Here is a 19,059-nt window from a genome sequence, read left to right on the forward strand (position 1 = left end):
ACCGATGTTCCCTTGACCTGCGCCTGAAGAACAGCGAGTTGCAGGCCGTCAGCTACATTTCGCGAGAGCAACAATCGATTCGACTCGCCCCATGGTGCGGGTCCATCAACGGGAGGCAGCATGACCGAAGCAAACGGCGGCGAGCTCAGGCAGACGATCCTCGTGGTCGACGACACTCCGGACAACCTGAGCCTCATGGCGGGCCTGCTCAAGGACCTTTACCGGGTCAAGCTTGCCAACAGTGGCCAGAAGGCGCTGCAACTTGCCCGGCAATCGCCGTCACCCGATCTGATCCTGCTCGACGTGATGATGCCGGAGTTGGACGGCTACACCGTGTGTGCCAAGCTGAAGAGCGACCCGGACACGAGCGACATCCCGGTGATCTTTTTGACCGCCCTCACCGACTCGGTGGACGAGGAGTTCGGCCTCAGCCTGGGCGCGGTGGACTTCATCACCAAGCCGGTGAACCCGCCGATCCTGATGGCCCGCGTGGCAGCGCAGTTGCAGCTCAAGCGTGCCGCCGATGTGCTGCGCGACCAGAATGCGTTTCTCGAAGGCGAAGTCGCCTGGCGCACGCGGGAGCTGGCGGCCATCCAGGACGTGACCATTCTTGCTATGGCCTCGCTGGCCGAGACGCGCGACAACGAAACCGGCAACCACATCCGCCGCACGCAGCTTTACGTGAAGCTGCTCGCTGAGCGCCTGCAATCGCACCCGCGGTTTGCGCCGGTTCTAACCGACGCCTTCATCGCCACGCTGTACAAGTCGGCGCCTTTGCACGACATCGGCAAGGTAGGCATCCCGGACCACATCCTGCTCAAGCCCGGCAAGTACGAGCCGCACGAGTTCGAGATCATGAAGACCCACTGCAAGGTGGGCCGCGACGCCATCCAGCAGGCCGAAGACCGGCTGGGGATCAATGTCGACTTCCTGACGGTGGCCAAGGAGATTGCCTACAGCCACCAGGAAAAATGGGACGGCTCTGGCTACCCCGAGGGCTTGAAGGGCGAGCAGATCCCGGTCTCCGCACGGCTCATGGCGCTCGCCGATGTGTACGACGCATTGATCAGCCGCCGTGTCTACAAGGAAGGCATGCCCCACGAAAAGGCCGTGCAGATCATCGTGGAGGGGCGCGGTCGCCACTTCGACCCCGACGTCGTCGATGTGTTCATTGACGCGTCGACCACGTTCCATGAGATCGCCAGGCGCCATGTGGACACCGACGCAGACTTGCAGGCCAAAGCCAAGAGCGCGCAATGATCGGCCTGCGCTGGCTGGAGCGCCGGCAACTGCGAACCAGGCTCGTGCTCGGCCTGGGCACCTTGATCGTGATGCTCGTGGTGCTGGAGGTGGGCAACCTCATCACGCAGCACGAACTTCGCACGCAGATCGAGCAGATCTACGAGCGTGACTTGCTGGGTGTCTCGAACGCCAAGGACGCGCAAGCGGCCTACATCACCATCGGCCGCGAACTGCGCCAGGCGCTGATTGCCGACACCGCCGCCGATCGCGCAGCCGCCATCGGCCGGGTGAACGAGCTCGATGCAAAGCTGAAGGAAGAACTGGCCCAGCTGCGGCCGAGGGTCTTTCGCACAGAGAGCAGGCGTTTGCTGGTGCTGTTCGAAGACGCCTACGGCCTCTACAAGCGCAACGTGACCCACGCGCTCACGCTGCTGGAGCGCGGTGACGCCGCGCAGGCACGCACCTTCATCACCTCGCAGAGTTTTCAGGACACCGGCGACACCGTGCGCGCGCGCATGGACGAACTCGTGCAGGGCAAGGAAGACGGTGCCCGCTTGAACATGGCCGAAGGCTTGGCCCAAGCGAACCGTGCACGCACGCGCACGCTGGTGCTGCTGGTAGGCGGCGCCACACTGGGTTGCCTGCTCGCCTGGATGACGGCCGCGTCAATCCGCCGCCCTGCTCTGCGCGTTCGAGACGCCGTCGAAGACCTGGCCCGCGGTCAGCTTGCCACCGAGGTGCCCCACCAGGACTATGACAACGAGCTGGGCGACATGGCCCGCTCCATCCATGTTCTGCAGACGGTTGCGCAGGAGATGCAGACCGAGGGCTGGCTGAAGAGCCATCTGGCGCGTATCTCGGCCCTGCTGCGAACCGCCACGCAGCCGGCCGAGTTGGCGCAGACCTTCTTCGCGCAGCTAGCGCCCATCGGTGGCATCGCCCAGGGCCTGCTTTACGGGCACGACGAAGCCCTGGGCCGGTTGAGCCTCGTGGGCAGCTATGCGCCCCACGACGCGCCGTCGAGCGCGCCCGGCTTCGCGCTCGGGCAGGGTCTGGTCGGAGAGTGCGCGCAGCAGCAGGCCGCCATCGTGCTGAGCCCGGCACCGGCCGGCTACCTGCGCATCACCTCCGGCCTGGGCGAGGCGGCGCCGGGCACGATCGCCCTCTTCCCGTTGCTGCGCGGCGAGCGACTGCTGGGCGTACTGGAGCTGGCCACGCTGTCGAGCTTTGGCGAGCGCGAGCGGGCCCTGCTCGACGCGTTGACACCCGTGCTCGCCACCAACCTCGAGATCCTCGATCGCGCGGCGCGCACGAACACACTGCTCGAAGAAACGCAGCGGCAAGCCATCGAGCTTGAGGCGCAGAAGGCCGAGATCCAGGCCACCGAGACCTGGTACCGCGGCGTGATCGAGGCGGCGCCCGATGGCATGTTGATCGCCAACGCAGACGGCCTGATCGTGATGGTCAACCCGCAGCTGGAGCGCATGTTCCGGTACGCGCCGGGCGAGTTGCCGGGCCAGCCCCTCGAATGCCTGGTGCCCGAAGACCGGCGCGCCCAACACCCTTCCCTACGCCAAGGGTTCATGCAGCACGGAGGCACGCGCGCCATGGCGGCGCGCGGCGGTGTGCTGCACGGCCGCCGCAAGGACGGCAGCCTGTTCCCGGTCGACGTGGGGCTCTCGCAGCTGCCGCCTCTGGGCGGGCGGGGTATGTGCGTGTGTGCGTCCGTGCGCGACGTGACCGAGCGCATGCAGATGCAGGGCGAAATGGCCCGTGCCAAGGAGGCCGCCGAAGAAGCCACCCGCGCCAAGAGCGAGTTCCTCGCGAACATGAGCCACGAGATCCGCACGCCGATGAACGCGATCATCGGCATGTCGCACCTGGCGCTGCAGACCTCGCTCGACAAGAAGCAACGCAACTACATCGAGAAGGTGCATCGCTCGGGCGAGAACCTGCTTGGGATCATCAACGACATCCTCGACTTCTCGAAGATCGAGGCCGGCAAGATGACGCTGGAGGTGGTCGACTTCCGTCTCGAAGACGTGATGGACCATCTGGCGAACCTCGTGGGCCTGAAGGCCGACGACAAGGGCGTGGAGCTGCTGTTCAACGTGAGCCCCGAGGTGCCTACTGCCCTGCGCGGCGATTCCCTGCGGCTGGGCCAGGTGCTGGTCAACCTGGGCAGCAACGCGGTCAAGTTCACGGAACAGGGCGAGGTGGTGGTCGGCGTGGAAGCCGTATCGCGCGACGCACAAGGCGCCGAATTGCACTTCTGGGTGCGCGACACGGGCATCGGCATGTCGCCCGAGCAGTGCGAACGCATGTTCCAGAGCTTTGCGCAAGCCGATGCCTCCACCACGCGGCGCTACGGCGGTACGGGCCTGGGCCTGGCGATCTCGCGCAACCTGGTCGAACTGATGGGCGGCCACATCTGGGTCGACAGTGCGCTGGGCCAGGGCTCGACGTTTCACTTCCGCGCACGTTTCGAGGTGCAGAGCCACCCACAGGAACGCCGCATGTTCCGCGCCGACGAACTGCTGGGCACGCGCGTGCTGGTGGTCGACGACAACGCCTCGGCGCGCGAGATCCTTTCGGGCATGGCCCGCACCTTCGGACTCGAGGTCGACGCCGCGTACAGCGGGGCCGAGGCTCTGCGCATGGTCGCCCACGCCGACGAGCAGGGCCTCCACTACGACCTGGTGCTGATGGACTGGAAGATGCCGGGCATGGATGGCGTGGAGACCATGCGCCGCCTGAGCACCGAACGCCTCAGCCGCGTGCCCACCGTCATCATGGTCACGGCCTACGGCCGCGACGAAGCGCTCGGCGCAGCGCAGCACCAAGGCCTGCTGCCGGCCACGGTGCTGACCAAGCCGGTGACGCCCTCGAACCTGCTCGAAGCCGTGGCCGAGGCGCTTGGCAAGGGCGGCATGGTCGAAACACGCGCCGTTGAAAAGGCCGACCTGCATGCGCAAGCCATGGCACAACTCGCCGGTGCGCGGCTCCTTCTTGTGGAAGACAACGACCTGAACCAGGAGCTCGCGCTCGACCTGCTCAACGACGCCAACATCCAGGTGGTCTGCGCGAACCACGGCCGCGAGGCGCTCGAGATTCTGGAGCGTGACGCCGAGTTCGACGGCATCCTGATGGACTGCCAGATGCCCGTGATGGATGGCTACACCGCCACCGAGCAGATCCGCGCGAACGCAGCGTGGCTGCACATTCCCATCATCGCGATGACCGCCAACGCCATGGCCGGCGACCGCGAGCGGGCGCTGAACGCGGGCATGTGCGACCACGTGCCCAAGCCCTTGAATGTGGGCACCATGTTCATGACCATCGCCAGATGGGTGGTGCCATCAGCCAGGCGCGAGCGGCCTGCCGCTGAGTCCACCGTCGCCAACCCGGAGCCCGGCCCATCGGCGGCATCGGTGGCAGCTGCGGCGCACTTCCCTGCCCTGCCCGGCATCGACGTGGCCCGCGGCCTCGCCACGGCGGCGGGCAAGCCTGCGCTTTACCGGCGGCTGTTGCTGAGGTTCCGGAGCAGCCAGGCCGATTTCGAGGCCGCCTTCGCCGCCGCGCAGCACGCTGCCGACCCGGGTGCGGCACAGCGCGCAGCGCATACGCTCAAAGGCACAGCCGGCAACATCGGCGCGGCGCGTCTGCAGGCCGCAGCGGCACGGCTCGAATCTGCCAGCGGGCCGGGTGCTGAACCCACGGCCATAGGCGCCTCGCTCGATGACGTGCGCAAAGCCCTCGCGCCAGTGCTGGCGGGGCTCGATGAATGGGCAACAAACGAACCAGTGGCCGCGCAGGATCACGCCAAGGCAGCCCCCGGTGCTGCGGCCGAATCGCCCACGGCGCTGGATACGCGCTCGCGCGAGTCCATCCAGCGGCTCGTGCAACTTCTCGAAAGCGGCGATGCGGAATCCGCCGACCTGGCCGACGCGTTGCTGGAGCAGGCGCACGAGCCGCGGTTGCGCCATGCCCTGCGGCTCGCTGTGCAGGCGCTCTCCGACTTCGATTTCGATCGGGCGATCGCCGCGTTGCGCGAGTCGGTCTGAGCGACCGCCCGCAGCTCGGTGCGGGTGCAGATGCGCAGGCAATGACGAAGACAGGTGACAAACTGCGCTGCCGGAGCGATACTGTATGCACATACAGTACTCACGGAGCTCAGCATGTCCAAAGCCACCCTGCGCCAGAACTTCGTCCCACCACCGCGCATGCCCCAATGGCTGGAGCGGGTCTGGCGCTGGCTATGAGCCCTGTGAGGCCCGCTTGGTCTGCACCTTGACCGGCTGCGACCAGGGCGCGACGCCGCTAAGAGCGCCCGGCCTCCAGCGCCCGATCCACCCCTGAGAGCCCCGAAAACGCGAAGTTCGGCAGCGAGAGCGTCGCCTCGGCCACGTCCACCAGGCGCCGGTTGTGGTCCATCGAGGTCTTCTGCAGCGCGCGGAACGCGTCTTCTTCGCTGAGCCCGAGCCGGGCCATCAGCATGCCCTTGGCGCGCTCGATCACCTTGCGTTCGTTGAGCGTGCGGCGCGCACTCTCCAGCTCGGTCTCCATGCGCTGCAGGCGCTGGCTCTGCGCCTGCAGCAACTCCAACAGCGAGGTCGATTCGTCGCCTTTGCTGGTACTGACGAGTTCAGGCGCCGCCTGAGGCGCCGTGCCGATGTCGAAATAGCGCTCCACCGCGTGGGTGTGGGGCGGCGGGTGGTCGCGCAGGTTGTGCAGCAGCGCTTCGGAGTTCGACAGGTCTTGCTCGGCAGCACGGATCTGCGCATCGCATTCGTCGCGCAACTGCTTCACGAGTTCGATCTGCAGGTGCCACAGCTCGGTGATCCGGTCGCTGCAGACATCGAACCAGGTGTCGCTCGCGTTGCTGTCGAGCATGCCGCCCGATTTGGCGGTGTACAGCGCACGGCGCAGGCGCTCGAGCTTGGCGACACCCGGCAGCACCTGTTGCTGCTCCCAGCGGGCTTGCAGCGTGTCGTCGGCAAACTCGCTGAAGACCTGCAGGCTGCGCTCCTGTACATCGATCAATTGCGCCACGCGCTGCTGGTGCGCTTCGCTGCAGATGCCAGAGGCAAAAAGCAGCGCACCCACGGCCCGCTCTTGCCCAGCAGCTTCCTGTGCCTGCATCAGGTGCAGGAACGCCACCATCTGGCGCGAAATGCGCGGCAGCAAGGTGGCATCGGCCACGTGAAAAACCAGCTCGATCAAACCGGCGATGAGCCGGCTGAACGCCGCCACCGAATCGTGTGCACTGAGGCCCTGGCGCTCGATCTGCGCGCGCAACTCGTGCATGGCGTCAAGCCCGATCAATGCCCAGGCCATCAGCGAAAGCATGCGCGCGGTGGCACCTTTCTCCGGGGCCAATTGCGCGGCAATGAGCTTGCGCAACTGCGCCTCGACGGGCATCGCTTCTTCGACCGCGGCACGCCGCACATCCGCAAACCTTTGGCCGCGCGAGGCAAGGTAGATGCTCGTGGCACCACGTTCGCGTTGCAGCGCGTGCATCAACTGGCCGATCACGTCGACGAGTTCGGCGCGCCCGGCAAGGTGGCGAACGGCGTCGATCTCAAGCCGCTTGGCTTGTAGGACGAGGCGGGAGACGTCGTCCGAGGGCGCGCCCGGCGACGGGTTGGAAACTGGCTGCGAGGGCGACTCGGGCACGGCCGGCTGGGTCATGCACACACTCCTGGAAACGGGGCCGCCGCTTACTGTGCTGCGGCGAGATAGCGCGATTGTCCCTTGCCCGCGCCGCCCCCGCTCCCGCGTGTGGTGCGCCGAGGCGCGTCAGCCCCCCAGCGCCACCCTCACCCGCCCGCCGTCGAGCGCCACCGCATGAGCCTTCACCGAGAACTCGGGCAGTTCCAGGCACGCGCCGGTGCGCAGGTCGAAATGGTTCTTGTAGAGCGGCGAGGCCACGACGATGCTGTCGCCGAGGTTGCCGACCAGCCCACGCGACAGCACGCTCGCACCGGATTTCGGGTCGACGTTGTCGATTGCGTAGAACTGCTCGCCACCCACGCGAAACACGGCCACATGGCGGCCCTCGACCAGCGCGCACACGCCGGTGTTGGGCAGGATCTCTTCGGCCGCGCACACGTCGGTCCAGGTCAGGGTCTCGGTGTTCATGATGGGTCTCCGGTTGCGGCTCAGGTGGGGGTGGTTTCGGCCACGCGCTCCTCGGGGCGCGCCGGGCGGATCTGCCCGCGCTCCTTGACGAAGATCACATGCTCGTCGGGCTTGTCGCTGTTCACGAACGAGCGGAAGCGCTTGCGGGTCTCGGCGTCGTTCACCGCCGTCTTCCACTCGCACTGGTAGGTGTCGACCACCGACTGCATCTGCGCTTCGAGTTCGGCGCCAATGCCCAGCGTGTCGTTGATCAGCACGCCCTTCAGGTAGTCGAGGCCACCCTCGAGGTTCTCGCGCCAGGTGCTGGTGCGCTGCAGGCGGTCGGCCGTGCGCACGTAGAACATCAGGAAGCGGTCGACCAGCTTGAGCAGCTCGGCCTTGGTCAGGTCGGTCGCGATCAGCTCGGCGTGGCGCGGTTTCATGCCGCCGTTACCGCAGACGTAGAGGTTCCAGCCCTTCTCGGTGGCGATGATGCCAACGTCCTTGCCCTGCGCTTCGGCGCACTCACGGGTGCAGCCCGAGACGCCGAACTTGATCTTGTGCGGCGCGCGCAGGCCCTTGTAGCGGTTCTCGATCTCGACCGCGAGGCCCACGCTGTCGTCCACGCCGTAGCGGCACCAGGTGCTGCCCACGCAGCTCTTCACCGTGCGCAGCGACTTACCGTACGCATGGCCCGATTCGAAGCCGGCGGCGATGAGCTCTTCCCAGATGAGCGGCAGCTGCTCCAGGCGCGCACCGAACATGTCGACCCGCGCGCCGCCCGTCACCTTGGTGTACAGGCCGTACTTCTTGGCGACCTGGCCCACCGCGATCAGCCCGTCGGGCGTGACTTCGCCGCCCGGCATGCGCGGCACCACCGAGTAGGTGCCGTCCTTCTGGATGTTGCCCAGGAAGTAGTCGTTGCTGTCCTGCAGGCCGGCGAGCTCCTTCTTCAGCACGAACTCGTTCCAGCACGACGCGAAGATGCTGGCCGCCGCGGGCTTGCAGATGTCGCAGCCCATGCCCTTGCCGTGCTTGTGCAGCAGGTCGGCAAAGCTCTTGATCTCGCCCACGCGGATCAGGTGGTACAGCTCCTGGCGCGAGTAGGCGAAGTGCTCGCAGATGTGGTTGTTGACGGCCATGCCGCGCTTGCTCATCTCGGCCTTCATGACCTGGGTGACCAGCGGCACGCAGCCACCGCAGGTGGCGCCGGCCTTGGTGCACGACTTCATCTGCGCGATGGTGCAGTTGCCCTCGCCCACCGCGGCGCAGATCTGGCCCTTGGTGACGTTGTTGCACGAACAGATCTGGGCGGCATCGGGCAGCGCATCGACGCCCAGGCCCGGCTTGGCCTTGCCGTCGCTCGACGGCAGGATCAGGAACTCAGGGTCTTCCGGTAGCGTGATGCCATTGAGCGCCATCTGCAGCAGCGTGCCGTACTCGTCGGCATTGCCCACCAGCACCGCGCCGAGCAGCTGCTTGCCGTCTTCGCTGACGACGATCTTCTTGTAGACCTGCTTGCGCTCGTCGATGTACTGGTAGTTGCGGCAATGCGGCGTGCGGCCATGGGCGTCGCCGATGCTGGCCACGTCCACGCCCATCAGCTTGAGCTTCGTGCTCATGTCGGCGCCCACGAACTGGGCGTCTGTTTCACCGGCGAGGTGGCGCGCCGTCACGCGGGCCATGTCGTAGCCCGGCGCAACGAGGCCGAAGGTCTGCTCGTTCCACGACGCGCATTCGCCAATCGCGTAGACGTTGTGATCGCTCGTGAGGCAGTTGCTGTCGATCACCACGCCGCCGCGCGGGCCGATGGCCAGCACGCATTGGCGGGCCAAGTCGTCGCGCGGGCGGATGCCGGCCGAGAACACGATCATGTCCGTCTCAAGCCAGGTGCCGTCGGCGAACACCATGCGGTGGCGAGCGGTGGCGCCATCGGTGATCTCGGTCGTGTTGCGACCGGTGTGCACCTTCACGCCGAGTTCTTCGATCTTGGCGCGAAGCACCTTGCCGCCGCCGTCATCGACCTGCACCGCCATCAGGCGCGGCGCGAACTCGACGACGTGAGTCTCCAGGCCCATGTCGCGCAGCGCCTTCGCGCACTCCAGGCCCAGCAAGCCACCGCCCACGACCACGCCGGTCTTTGATTTGGCTCCCGAGGCCTTCATGGCCTCCAGGTCCTCGATGGTGCGGTAGACGAAGCAATGCGGGCGGTCACGGCCGGGCACCGGGGGCACGAAGGCGTTCGAGCCGGTCGCCATCACGAGCTTGTCGTAGCTCAGCACCTCGCCATCGGCGGTGGTCACAGTGCGATCGCGCCGCTCGATGGCCACGGCACGCGCCTTCAGCTTCAGGTTGAAGCGAGTGCGCTCGAAGAAGCCGGGCTCCACCAGCGAAAGCTCGTCGGCCGACTTGCCACTGAAAAACTCGGAGAGATGAACCCGGTCGTACGCCGCCCGAGGCTCTTCGCACAACACCGTGACGTCAGCGCCAGCAAGGCTGGTCTCGGCCAGGCTTTCGAGGAACTTGTGGCCCACCATACCGTGGCCGACAACGATGATCTTCATGTCTGATCCTGCACAAGGAGCGGGCAACGGAGCTGTGCAGGGACACTGCGCCTCGGCCCACCCGGGTAAGGTCCGTCTCCGGACCGAAAGGGCGAACGAAATGGGTTGGAACCTCACCTGGGCGCGCGAATGCGACACCTGGGTCAGGGTTCCGCCGTCATCAGCGGAGGCTCAAACGAGTCCACAGCACCGTTACTGCGGACGGCAGTCAGTTCGCAAGGTCTGTGCCCGCTCGTGCTTCGGGGCTGCGCCCTCGGGAACGGGGCGCGACACCGGAGCAGCGCACGAACACCGTACTCCGCGAGGTATCAGCGCTCACCTGTTTTGGTGCGCGAAAGCCCCATCTAGGCGCGCAATCGCTACGCTGGGCACCGCAAGGGAGCAAGGCTTCGGGCGCGGCCCGGGAGTAGATGGTGGCCAGTGCTTGGGCAGTGTTGCTGCAACTTGGTTTGCCGCAACAGTGAACTGCGGCGGGCGACAAGCCCAACAGCGCAGCGGCGTCTCACGACGCCTCACTGATAGCACCGGCTCGGAGAGAACCGGTGCCGTCTGGTCAGATCAGGGCATCAAGCCTTCATCGCTCTCGTTCTCTGCATCGATCGCGCGGTCGTATTCGCCTGCGTCGATGACCGACCCTTCCTTGCGGGCAATCAGAGGCTTGTCCAGCGGGCGGCAGACGCGGCGTTGCAGTCGGTCGAGGCGCGTCGAGCGCTCCATGGCCTGGACGACTTCGGCCGGATTCATCATCAGCGCGAACGGGTTCGACAGGATCTCAGCGGTCTGCATGGTCAGCTCCAAAGAACTGTGGTTGGTGCATTCAATGTAGGCGTCGCCTCATTCCAGGGGCAGTCGTCCGGGCACCAAAGCAGGGGTCGGAATTTCCCTGACAAACGTGTCAGTGCGAGCCCCTTCGGTGACCAAGGCGCCCTGATATAAAAACCAATGACGACATCAACTTAGAGACACTACGTAATGTTTTACGTGAGGTCATATTTCACGCATTTTCAGTATCAATTTGGGCCCCTCGAATGAGCGGAAACAGCCGCTCGAAGTTGCGGCTCGTCTGGTCGCCGATCTGCTCCGCGCTGCACCCCTTGAGCTGCGCGATCTGCTGCGCAACGAAGGGCACGAAGGCCGGGCTGTTGGTCTTGCCGCGATGGGGCACGGGCGCGAGGTAGGGGCTGTCGGTCTCGATGAGGCAGCGGTCGAGGGGCACATAGCTGGCCACCTCGCGCAAGTCGGCCGCGTTCTTGAACGTCAGGATGCCGGAGAACGAGATGTAGAAGCCGAGGTCGAGCGCCGCACGCGCCACAGCCATGGTCTCGGTGAAGCAGTGAAAGACACCGTTGCCGGCGCCCTCTTCCTTCAGGATGCCGATGGTGTCGTCCGACGCGCTGCGCGTGTGGATCACCAGCGGCAGACCGGTTGCCTTGGAGGCATGGATGTGCGCGCGAAAGCGATCTCGCTGCCAGGCCATGTCGGCCACGCTGCGGCCGTTGAGGCGGTAGTAGTCGAGGCCGGTTTCGCCAAGGCCCACCACGCGCGGCCGTTTGGACAGCTCGATCAGGTCGGCACTGCTGGGCTCGCGCACGTCTTCGTTGTCGGGGTGGACGCCGACCGTGGCCCAGAAGTTGTCGTAGCTCATTGCGAGGCCGTGGACCTCGTCGAACTCTTCAAGGGTGGTGCAGATGCACAGCGCGCGGTCGACCTGCGCTGCGGCCATGGCCGCGCGGATCTCAGGGAGCTTTGCCTTCAGCTCAGGAAAGCTCAGGTGGCAGTGGGAGTCGACGTACATCCGGGGATTGTCCGGCAGGCTGACGCAAACGTGGCGCAGCCGAGCCGGGGCCGCCACGCGGTCAGATCGTCTGTGTCGGCTTGGCCGATGCGATCGACGTGCCGAGGATCTCTTCGATCTTCAGCTTGAGCAGTCGGGTCTTGTCGTCGGCCGGGAACCGGACCCCCACGCCTTGCGTGCGACCGCCCGAGGCGTTGACCGGGGTGATCCAGGCCACCTTGCCTGCCACCGGGTAGCGCTGCGGGTCGTCGGGCAGCGAGAGCAGCAGGTAGATGTCTTCGCCCAGCTTGTACTCGCGCGTGGTCGGCACGAACAGGCCGCCGTCGGCAAAGACCGGGATGTAGGCGGCGTAAAGCGCGCCCTTTTCGCGAAACACCAGCTGAATGACGCTCGGCCGCGCCCCGCCTGCACCGGTTGCAGGCGCGTTGCCGGCTGTACGAATGGGGCTGGCGGAGGCTTCGCTCATCGCGCCGAGTGTACAGAAGGGGCCTTGCGCGAGGCGGGTTCCGCAAGGGCCTGACGGGCCTGAAGTACCAAGGATTCCACCATCACGGGCAAATTCCACGGATGCTCGGCATGCCTGAGGGCCTGGCGCAACTCTCGCGACCAGGCCACCAGCGCCGGGAGCTTCGCACCGCCCGGCATCGACGCCTGCGGAAAGTAACGAGGCGTTGCTCCGTTGGCGATGCACATGGCGTCATGGCAGAGCTTGTTCATCGCGTCGAGAAGGCGTGGCAGCGGCCATGACGACAGACCCGCCGCCTCGCCGGCCGCAAGCTGCCGGGGCAGGCGCGTCCAGGCGACGGCATCGAGCCCGTCGCGCACCCACTCCAGCGCCTCCAGGGGCTGACCACCGGCCGCGGCAAGCAGAACCGCCGGTTGCGCAACCTGATGCTGGGCCAGCCATTTCACGGCCACGTCGGTATCGGGCAATGCCATCGGTACGGCCTGGCAACGGCTGCGGATCGTTGGCAACAGATCGTCCGGCGCGCCGCAACTCAGTACGAAACGCGCATCGCCGGGCGGCTCTTCGAGTGTCTTGAGCAAGGTGTTGGCTGCGATGGCGTTCATGCGCTCGGCCGGGTGGATCAGCACCACCTTGCGCCGCCCGCGCGATGAGGTGCTCTGCGCGAATCCAACTGCCGCGCGCACGGCCTCGACCTTGATTTCCTTGCTGGGCTTGGCCTTCGATGCCTTGGTCTCGCCGCCCTCGCCTGATTCGTCGCCCGCTGCGGCCCAGCCGAGGGATTCGACCAGCGCCTCGGGCAACAACACCAGCAGGTCGGGGTGCGAATGGGCCTGCACCAGCCGGCAACTGGCGCAGGTGCCGCAAGGTTGGCCTGTCGGTTCGGTGTCGCACAACCAGGCCTGCGCCAGCGTGAGTGCAAGCTCGAACTGGCCGATACCTTGTGGGCCGTGGATCAGCAGGGCGTGCCCTCGCTGGTTGCGCAATGCCTCTTCGAGAGGTGCCGCAAGCCAGGGCAGCGGCAATGCGCCGTCGGGGCCTACCACCCGCGCTGCTCCATGGCCGCTGCGATCTGCGACCAGACTTGCTCGCGCGTCTGTGACGCATCGAGCCGAGCAAAGCGCTCAGGCGCCGCGCGCTGGCGAGCGGCGTAGCCCTCGCGCACGCGGTTGAAGAAGGCGACGTCGAGCTGCTCGAAACGATCGGGCGCACGTGCTGCGGCGCGGCGATCGGCGGCCGTCTCGGCGGGCAGGTCGAACCAGAAGGTCAGCGCGGGTTGCAGCCCCTGCTGAACCCAGCCTTCGAGAGTGGCAAGTACGCCCAGGTCGAAACCGCGGCCGCCACCCTGATACGCAAAGGTGGCATCGGTGAAGCGATCGCACAGCACGGTGTGCCCTTGCGTGAGCGCCGGCGCAATCACCTGTCGGATGTGATCGTGCCGCGCCGCAAAGACCAGCAAGACTTCGGTGAGCGGGTCCATGGCCGTGTGCAGCACCTGCTCGCGCAACGATTCGGCCAGCGGCGTGCCGCCCGGCTCACGGGTGCACACGACCTGCTCGCCACGCGCGCGGAGGCGCTCGGCCAGGGCGTCGATGTGCGTCGACTTGCCCGCGCCGTCGATGCCTTCGAAGCTGATGAATCGCCCTGGCATGGCCGTCACTTCTGGTATTGATTGACGGCGCGATTGTGCTCGGTGAGCGAATCGCTGAAATGGCTGCTGCCGTCGCCCCGTGCCACGAAGTACAGCGCCTTGGTCACGTCGGGCCGCACCGCCGCAAAGAGCGATGCACGGCCGGGCATCGAGATTGGCGTGGGTGGCAGCCCGCCTCGGGTGTAGGTGTTGTAGGGCGTGTCGGCGAGCAGGTCTTTCTTGCGCAGGTTGCCGTCGAATCGCTCGCCCAGGCCGTAAATCACGGTCGGGTCGGTCTGCAAGGGCATGCCGATGCGCAGGCGGTTCACGAACACGCCGGCCACCAGGCCTCGGTCCTTGGCCGCGCCGGTTTCCTTCTCGACGATGGAGGCGAGCGTCAACGCCTCGTCGGCGCTGCGCAGCGGTGTGTTGGCGGCGCGCTCGGCCCAGGCGGCCTCCAGTTGCTTTTGCATCGCGCGGTAGGCGCGCTTGAGTACGACGACGTCGCTCACGCCCTTGCTGAAGGCGTAGGTGTCTGGGTAGAAGCGGCCCTCGGCTGCAACGCCCGGGGCGCCGATGGCCGTCATCACCTCGGCTTCGGTGAACTGGGCGGTCACCTGTTTAAGGTCAGGCGCCTTGGCCAGTTCGGCGCGGAATTGCTTGAAGGTCCAGCCCTCGATGAGCCGCACGGTGGCCATGACCTCATCGCCACGCACCATCTTGTCGAGCAGGCCACGCGGGGTGATGCCCCGCTCGATCTCGTAGCTGCCCGCGCGGATCTTGCGGGCCTGGCCCGACCAGCGAAACCATTCATACAGAAGGCGCGGGTCCGAACGCACGCCCGCTTGCACCCAGGCCTGGGCCACATCGCGCGGAGACGTCTTGGGTTCGATGGAGACCTCGACCGAGTTGCCGGCGAGATCGAGCGGCCGTTCGAGCCACCACATCGTTGCTGCTGCCACCCCCACCGCAGCCAGCACGGCCAGCAACAGCAGGCGGCGCAGAAGCTTCATCATCATCGTCGGGCGGCCCGGGGGCGCATCACCCCTGTAGGCAGTTGGCACATGGGGGCTGATGATAATCGGCGCATGACGACCCCCTACCCTCTCGACGGCGCTGCGCCGCTGCCCCGCTGGGGCGTGATCCGTGCCCAGGGCGCCGATGCGGCGAGCTTCCTGCATGGCCAGCTCACCAACGATTTCGTGCTGCTCGACGGCACCCAGGCGCGGCTCGCCGGCTACTGCTCGGCCAAGGGCCGGCTGCTCGCGAGCTTCATCGGCTGGAAGCGCTCGGACGACGACATCCTTCTGATCTGTAGCGCCGATCTGCTCGCCCCCACGCTGAAGCGCCTGTCGATGTTCGTGCTGCGCTCCAAGTGCAAGCTCAGCGATGCGAGCACCGAATGGCGCCTGCTCGGTTTGGCGGGCGCCTCGGCAACTGCCTATGCAGGCGCCGCATCGGTGTGGTCCCACTCGACCCGCGATGGCGCCGACATCATCCGCCTGCCCGACGCCGCAGGCGTTGCCCGCTACCTGTGGGCCGCGCCGCTCGACACCCCGGCGCCCGCCCTGCCCGCGCTCGATGCGGCCGCCTGGCGCTGGAGCGAAGTCGCAAGCGGCGTGGTGACGATCGAAGCCGCCACGGTCGACCAGTTCGTGCCGCAGATGCTCAATTACGAACTGATCGGCGGCGTCGACTTCAAGAAAGGTTGCTACCCCGGGCAAGAGATCGTGGCGCGCAGCCAGTACCGCGGCACCATCAAGCGGCGTACCTTCCTGTTCAGCAGTGAGGCCCAGGCCAGCGCCGGCCAGGAGGTTTTCCACAGCGCCGACCCGTCACAGCCGGCGGGCTTGGTGGCCAATGCCGCTGCCCAAAGCGCGTTAGTCGAGATGAAGCTCTCGGCCCTGGGCGGCGGCAGCCTGCACCTGGGCACGCCCGACGGCCCGCGCATGCACCAGGCCGAGATGCCATACACCGTGCCGATCGAGGCCGCCTGAGAACGGCAGCGCCCATCCGCGGCAACAGTTCACACCCCACCCTGTTTGTGAACCATCGTGCGCGAACTGTTCATCTACTATCGAGCGACGATAGAAAACGCCAGCGTTCTGCGCGATGCGGTGCTCGCTCTGCAAGCTGATCTGCAAGAGCGGACACCGGGCCTGCAGGCCCGGCTCTTGCGCCGCCCCGACGCGGCAGACGGTATGCACACCTGGATGGAAATCTACGCTGCGCCCGCACGCCCACAAGGCATTTGCGAGTCTCTGCAACACGAGATCGAATCAGCAGCCGCGGCGACACTCGCCACGCTGATTCACGGCCCTCGCCACATTGAAAGCTTCGTCGCATGTGCCTCGTAGCCATCGCCCTCGATCAGTCACGCCGTTTCCCGCTGGTGCTGGCCACCAACCGCGATGAGTTCTACCGTCGCCCGGCAGCCCGGCTCGGCTGGTGGTCGCCCGGCGCGGGCCTGCCCGACATCCTCGGCGGGCGTGATCTCGAAGCCGGTGGCACCTGGCTCGGCCTGACGACGCAGGGCCGCCTCGCGCTCGTCACCAATGTGCGGGAACCCGGCAACAAGGATGGCAGCGCGCCCTCACGCGGTGGCATCGTGCCGCGCTGGCTGGCCGGCGACCTGACCCCTGATCGTTTCTGGATGCACACCGCGCTGTCGGGCTACAACGGCTTCAATTTGCTCGCGGCCGATTTCCAACGCGGCGAATGCTTCTGGGCCTCGAACAACCACGCGCACCCGATGCGCCTTGAACGCGGCCTGTACGGTTTGTCCAACGCATCGCTCGACACACCCTGGCCCAAGGTCGTCGCGCTCAAGGACGACATGCGCGAGGCCATCGAGGCCAGCGAATCGACCGACGATCTCATCGCGCGTCTCTTCGAGGCACTCGGCGACCGCACCGTGACGCCGGATCAGCACCTGCCCTCGACCGGCATCCCGCGCGAACTGGAGCGCGCGCTGTCGCCCGCGTTCATCCGCACGCCAGACCAGGCCTATGGCACGCGTTGCAGCACCTTGATCGTGACCGAGCGCGTGAGCAAGCGCATGGTCACGCATGTGCTGGAGCGCACGTACAGCGCCTCGGGCGGCATGGCCCTGCTTCGCCGCTCGACGCTCAAGGACTGGCCACCGCGTTACACCGAAGAGACACCGGCCGAGGCGGTGATGCAAGGCGCCGTCACCGAAAGCGAAGACCGCGCGGGGGACCCGCCTGCCGCTCGCAAGACCCGCGTGCGCAGCCTGCTCAAGCCGGAAGGCTCGCGCCGCAAGCGCGGAGCGCCGATCACCGTCTATTGACGACCACTGCCGGGCGCGGGCCAGGCGCCTGCAGTGAGCCGGATCAGAGGCTTCGCACCATCTCGATGTGCGGGATGCCGACCTCTTCGAACACCACGCCCCGCGGCACAAAACCGGCCCGGGCGTAAAAGGATTCGGCCGAGGTCTGCGCGTGCAGCACCGCCTCCCGGTAGCCGTTGTCGCGCGCCGTCTTCATGAGCGCATCGAGCACCGCGCGGCCCACGCCGCTGCTGCGCATGGTCTGCGCAACTGCCATGCGGCCGATCTTGGCCACGCCGGGCACGTGCTCCATCAACCGGCCGGTGGCCAAGGGCATGCCGAAGCGGTTGTAGGCCACCGCATGCACGCAACCCGGGTCGGGGTCGGCCTCGTCCCACTCCATCTGCATCGGGATGCCCTGCTCTTCGATGAACACCGCGGTGCGAATGCTGCGCGCGTCGCGCTCCAGTTCGCCCCAGGCGCCCACGCGCACGTCGACCATCGGCTTGCCGGCCTCGAAGGCCTGCAGCAGGTCGCGCAGCTCCTGCGGCACAGGCTTTGAGGTTTGCGTGATGGGGTCGGCGAACACGTAGACCAGTTCACCGCTGACCAGCATCTGTTCTTGCTTGAACACGGCGCAGTTGAAGACCATCGACGAGTTGCCGATGCGGCCGCAGCGCACGCCGATGTCGAGCAGGTCGTCGTAGCGCGCCGAGCCTTCGTACTCGACAGTGGCCTTGCGCACGAAGAGATCGCCGCCCAGGTACTGCATGGTCTGGCCGTAGGGCATGGCCATGGCGCGCCAGTAGCCGCCGACCGCAGTGTCGAAATACAGCAGGTAGTGGCCGTTGAAGACGATCTTCTGCATGTCGACTTCGGCCCAGCGCACGCGCAGGCGCTCTGCAAATCGGAACTCGCTTCGTTTCATGTGCTGAATGCTTCTTTGAGGGCGGCCGCGGCGGCATCCAGGGCCGCCGTAGCCTCGGGCAACGATCGGCCCATCTTGATGAAATCGTGCGTGACCCCGCGGTACAACTCGAGCGCGACCGGCACGCCCGCCGCACGCAGCTTGTCGGCATAGGCGACGCCTTCGTCGACCAGCGGGTCGCACTCGGCCAGGATCACGCAGGCGGGCGCCACGCCCTCGACTGCATCGCGCAGCAGTGGCGCAAAACGCCAGTCGGTGCGCTGCTCACGCGGGATGTAATGGTCGAAGAACCAGGAGATGCCTTCAGCCTCGAGCAGGTAGCCCTTGGCGAAGCGCGTGTGCGAGGGCGTGTCCTGGTGCGCCGTCGTGCCGGGCGTGATGAGCAATTGCAGGGCCAGAGGGATGCCGGTGTCGAGCGCATGCAAGGCGCTCACCGCAGCCAGCGTACCGCCGGCGCTGTCGCCTCCCACCGCGAGCCGCGAGCCATCGAGGCCGAGCGCATGGGCCTCGGCCCGCAGCCACTTCATCGCGGCCCATGCGTCATCGACCGCCGTCGGGAACCGGTGCTCGGGCGCGAGCCGGTAGTCGAGCGACACGACCGCCGCGTCGCTTCGCAGCGCCAGTTGGCGGCACAGGCTGTCGTGCGTTTCGAGGTTGCCGATGGTGAAGCCGCCGCCGTGCAGGTACAGCAGCACCGGCAGGCGCTCGGTGCTCGGGGCGTACAGGCGTGCTGGCAATGGGGTGCCGTCTGCGGCGGCGATGGTCAGCTCTTCGACGCGCGCGAGCGCAGCGCGTGGCAGGTCGAGCACCTCGGACACCATCGTGTACATCTGGCGCGCCGCCTGTGGCGGCATCTGGTGCATCGGCGTGGCGCCGGCGCGAGCGATGCGGGTGAGCACGCTGCGCATGGAAGGAGTCAGGAGCGGGTCGTTCACGAAAGGCCACCGGGCTGTGGGTGCCAAGGCAGCGTGTGCCGAGGCGATGTGGCAATGGGCATGTACCAATGCAGCGGGCAGTGTGCCAGA

At 66.7% G+C, this 19,059-nt stretch carries 16 protein-coding genes; 5 read left to right on the forward strand and 11 right to left on the reverse strand.

Going from position 1 to position 19,059, the window contains the following annotated elements; all coding sequences use genetic code 11:
* Window positions 1-120: 120 nt before the first annotated feature.
* Together AC1KAR_RS00410 and AC1KAR_RS00415 are read left to right on the forward strand one after the other, a co-directional pair.
* Window positions 121-1,260, forward strand: coding sequence for a response regulator (locus tag AC1KAR_RS00410; RefSeq protein WP_480313642.1), 1,140 nt, complete (start codon window positions 121-123; stop codon window positions 1,258-1,260).
* Window positions 1,257-5,306, forward strand: coding sequence for a response regulator (locus AC1KAR_RS00415; protein WP_480313644.1), 4,050 nt, complete (start codon window positions 1,257-1,259; stop codon window positions 5,304-5,306). Before AC1KAR_RS00410 ends, AC1KAR_RS00415 begins: the two co-directional genes overlap by 4 nt.
* Window positions 5,307-5,562: 256 nt before the next feature.
* Here the strand turns inward: AC1KAR_RS00415 and AC1KAR_RS00420 are convergent, their stop codons facing one another.
* The 9 genes from AC1KAR_RS00420 to mltG all read right to left on the reverse strand — a co-directional run bounded on the left by AC1KAR_RS00420 (window position 5,563) and on the right by mltG (window position 14,830).
* Window positions 5,563-6,933, reverse strand: a complete 1,371-nt coding sequence (locus AC1KAR_RS00420; RefSeq protein WP_480313646.1) for a nitrate- and nitrite sensing domain-containing protein — start codon at window positions 6,931-6,933, stop codon at window positions 5,563-5,565.
* A 108-nt stretch (window positions 6,934-7,041) separates the two neighbouring features.
* Complete coding sequence (gene nirD, locus AC1KAR_RS00425; protein ID WP_480313648.1) at window positions 7,042-7,383, reverse strand: nitrite reductase small subunit NirD; 342 nt, start codon at window positions 7,381-7,383, stop codon at window positions 7,042-7,044.
* A gap of 20 nt (window positions 7,384-7,403) precedes the next feature.
* Complete coding sequence (gene nirB, locus AC1KAR_RS00430) at window positions 7,404-9,926, reverse strand: nitrite reductase large subunit NirB (protein ID WP_480313649.1); 2,523 nt, start codon at window positions 9,924-9,926, stop codon at window positions 7,404-7,406.
* A 558-nt stretch (window positions 9,927-10,484) separates the two neighbouring features.
* A complete protein-coding gene (locus tag AC1KAR_RS00435) occupies window positions 10,485-10,712 on the reverse strand; it encodes a hypothetical protein (protein ID WP_480313651.1) in 228 nt (75 codons plus the stop codon).
* A 208-nt stretch (window positions 10,713-10,920) separates the two neighbouring features.
* Entirely contained in the window at window positions 10,921-11,721 is an 801-nt protein-coding gene (locus tag AC1KAR_RS00440; protein ID WP_480313653.1) for a TatD family hydrolase, read from the reverse strand.
* Window positions 11,722-11,782: 61 nt separating this feature from the next.
* Entirely contained in the window at window positions 11,783-12,187 is a 405-nt protein-coding gene (locus AC1KAR_RS00445) for a PilZ domain-containing protein (RefSeq protein WP_480313655.1), read from the reverse strand.
* A complete protein-coding gene (gene holB, locus AC1KAR_RS00450) occupies window positions 12,184-13,233 on the reverse strand; it encodes a DNA polymerase III subunit delta' (RefSeq protein WP_480313657.1) in 1,050 nt (349 codons plus the stop codon). Before holB ends, AC1KAR_RS00445 begins: the two co-directional genes overlap by 4 nt.
* Window positions 13,227-13,838 carry a dTMP kinase gene (tmk, locus tag AC1KAR_RS00455; RefSeq protein WP_480313659.1) on the reverse strand — a complete coding sequence of 204 codons (612 nt, stop codon included), beginning with the start codon at window positions 13,836-13,838 and terminating at the stop codon, window positions 13,227-13,229. Before tmk ends, holB begins: the two co-directional genes overlap by 7 nt.
* A gap of 5 nt (window positions 13,839-13,843) precedes the next feature.
* A complete protein-coding gene (mltG, locus tag AC1KAR_RS00460; RefSeq protein WP_480317693.1) occupies window positions 13,844-14,830 on the reverse strand; it encodes an endolytic transglycosylase MltG in 987 nt (328 codons plus the stop codon).
* Between the two features lie 75 nt (window positions 14,831-14,905).
* Here mltG and ygfZ point away from each other — a divergent pair, with 75 nt between their 5' ends.
* The 3 genes from ygfZ to AC1KAR_RS00475 are packed head-to-tail and all read left to right on the forward strand — an operon-like array spanning window position 14,906 to window position 17,127.
* Window positions 14,906-15,814, forward strand: a complete 909-nt coding sequence (gene ygfZ / locus AC1KAR_RS00465; protein WP_480313661.1) for a CAF17-like 4Fe-4S cluster assembly/insertion protein YgfZ — start codon at window positions 14,906-14,908, stop codon at window positions 15,812-15,814.
* A 57-nt stretch (window positions 15,815-15,871) separates the two neighbouring features.
* The gene (locus AC1KAR_RS00470) at window positions 15,872-16,174 is read left to right on the forward strand and encodes a DUF4936 family protein (protein ID WP_480313663.1); all 303 of its coding nucleotides are present in this window, start codon (window positions 15,872-15,874) and stop codon (window positions 16,172-16,174) included.
* Complete coding sequence (locus AC1KAR_RS00475) at window positions 16,162-17,127, forward strand: NRDE family protein (RefSeq protein ID WP_480313665.1); 966 nt, start codon at window positions 16,162-16,164, stop codon at window positions 17,125-17,127. The genes AC1KAR_RS00470 and AC1KAR_RS00475 overlap by 13 nt, the downstream gene beginning before the upstream one ends.
* Window positions 17,128-17,170: 43 nt before the next feature.
* Here AC1KAR_RS00475 and AC1KAR_RS00480 read toward each other — a convergent pair whose 3' ends face one another.
* Window positions 17,171-18,034 (reverse strand): YbgC/FadM family acyl-CoA thioesterase, encoded by an 864-nt coding sequence (locus AC1KAR_RS00480; RefSeq protein WP_480313667.1) that lies wholly within the window; start codon window positions 18,032-18,034, stop codon window positions 17,171-17,173.
* Window positions 18,031-18,942, reverse strand: coding sequence for an alpha/beta hydrolase (locus AC1KAR_RS00485; protein WP_480317695.1), 912 nt, complete (start codon window positions 18,940-18,942; stop codon window positions 18,031-18,033). The genes AC1KAR_RS00480 and AC1KAR_RS00485 overlap by 4 nt, the downstream gene beginning before the upstream one ends.
* Window positions 18,943-19,059: the final 117 nt, after the last annotated feature.

Source organism: Piscinibacter sp. PDB1-1, from assembly GCF_056675995.1.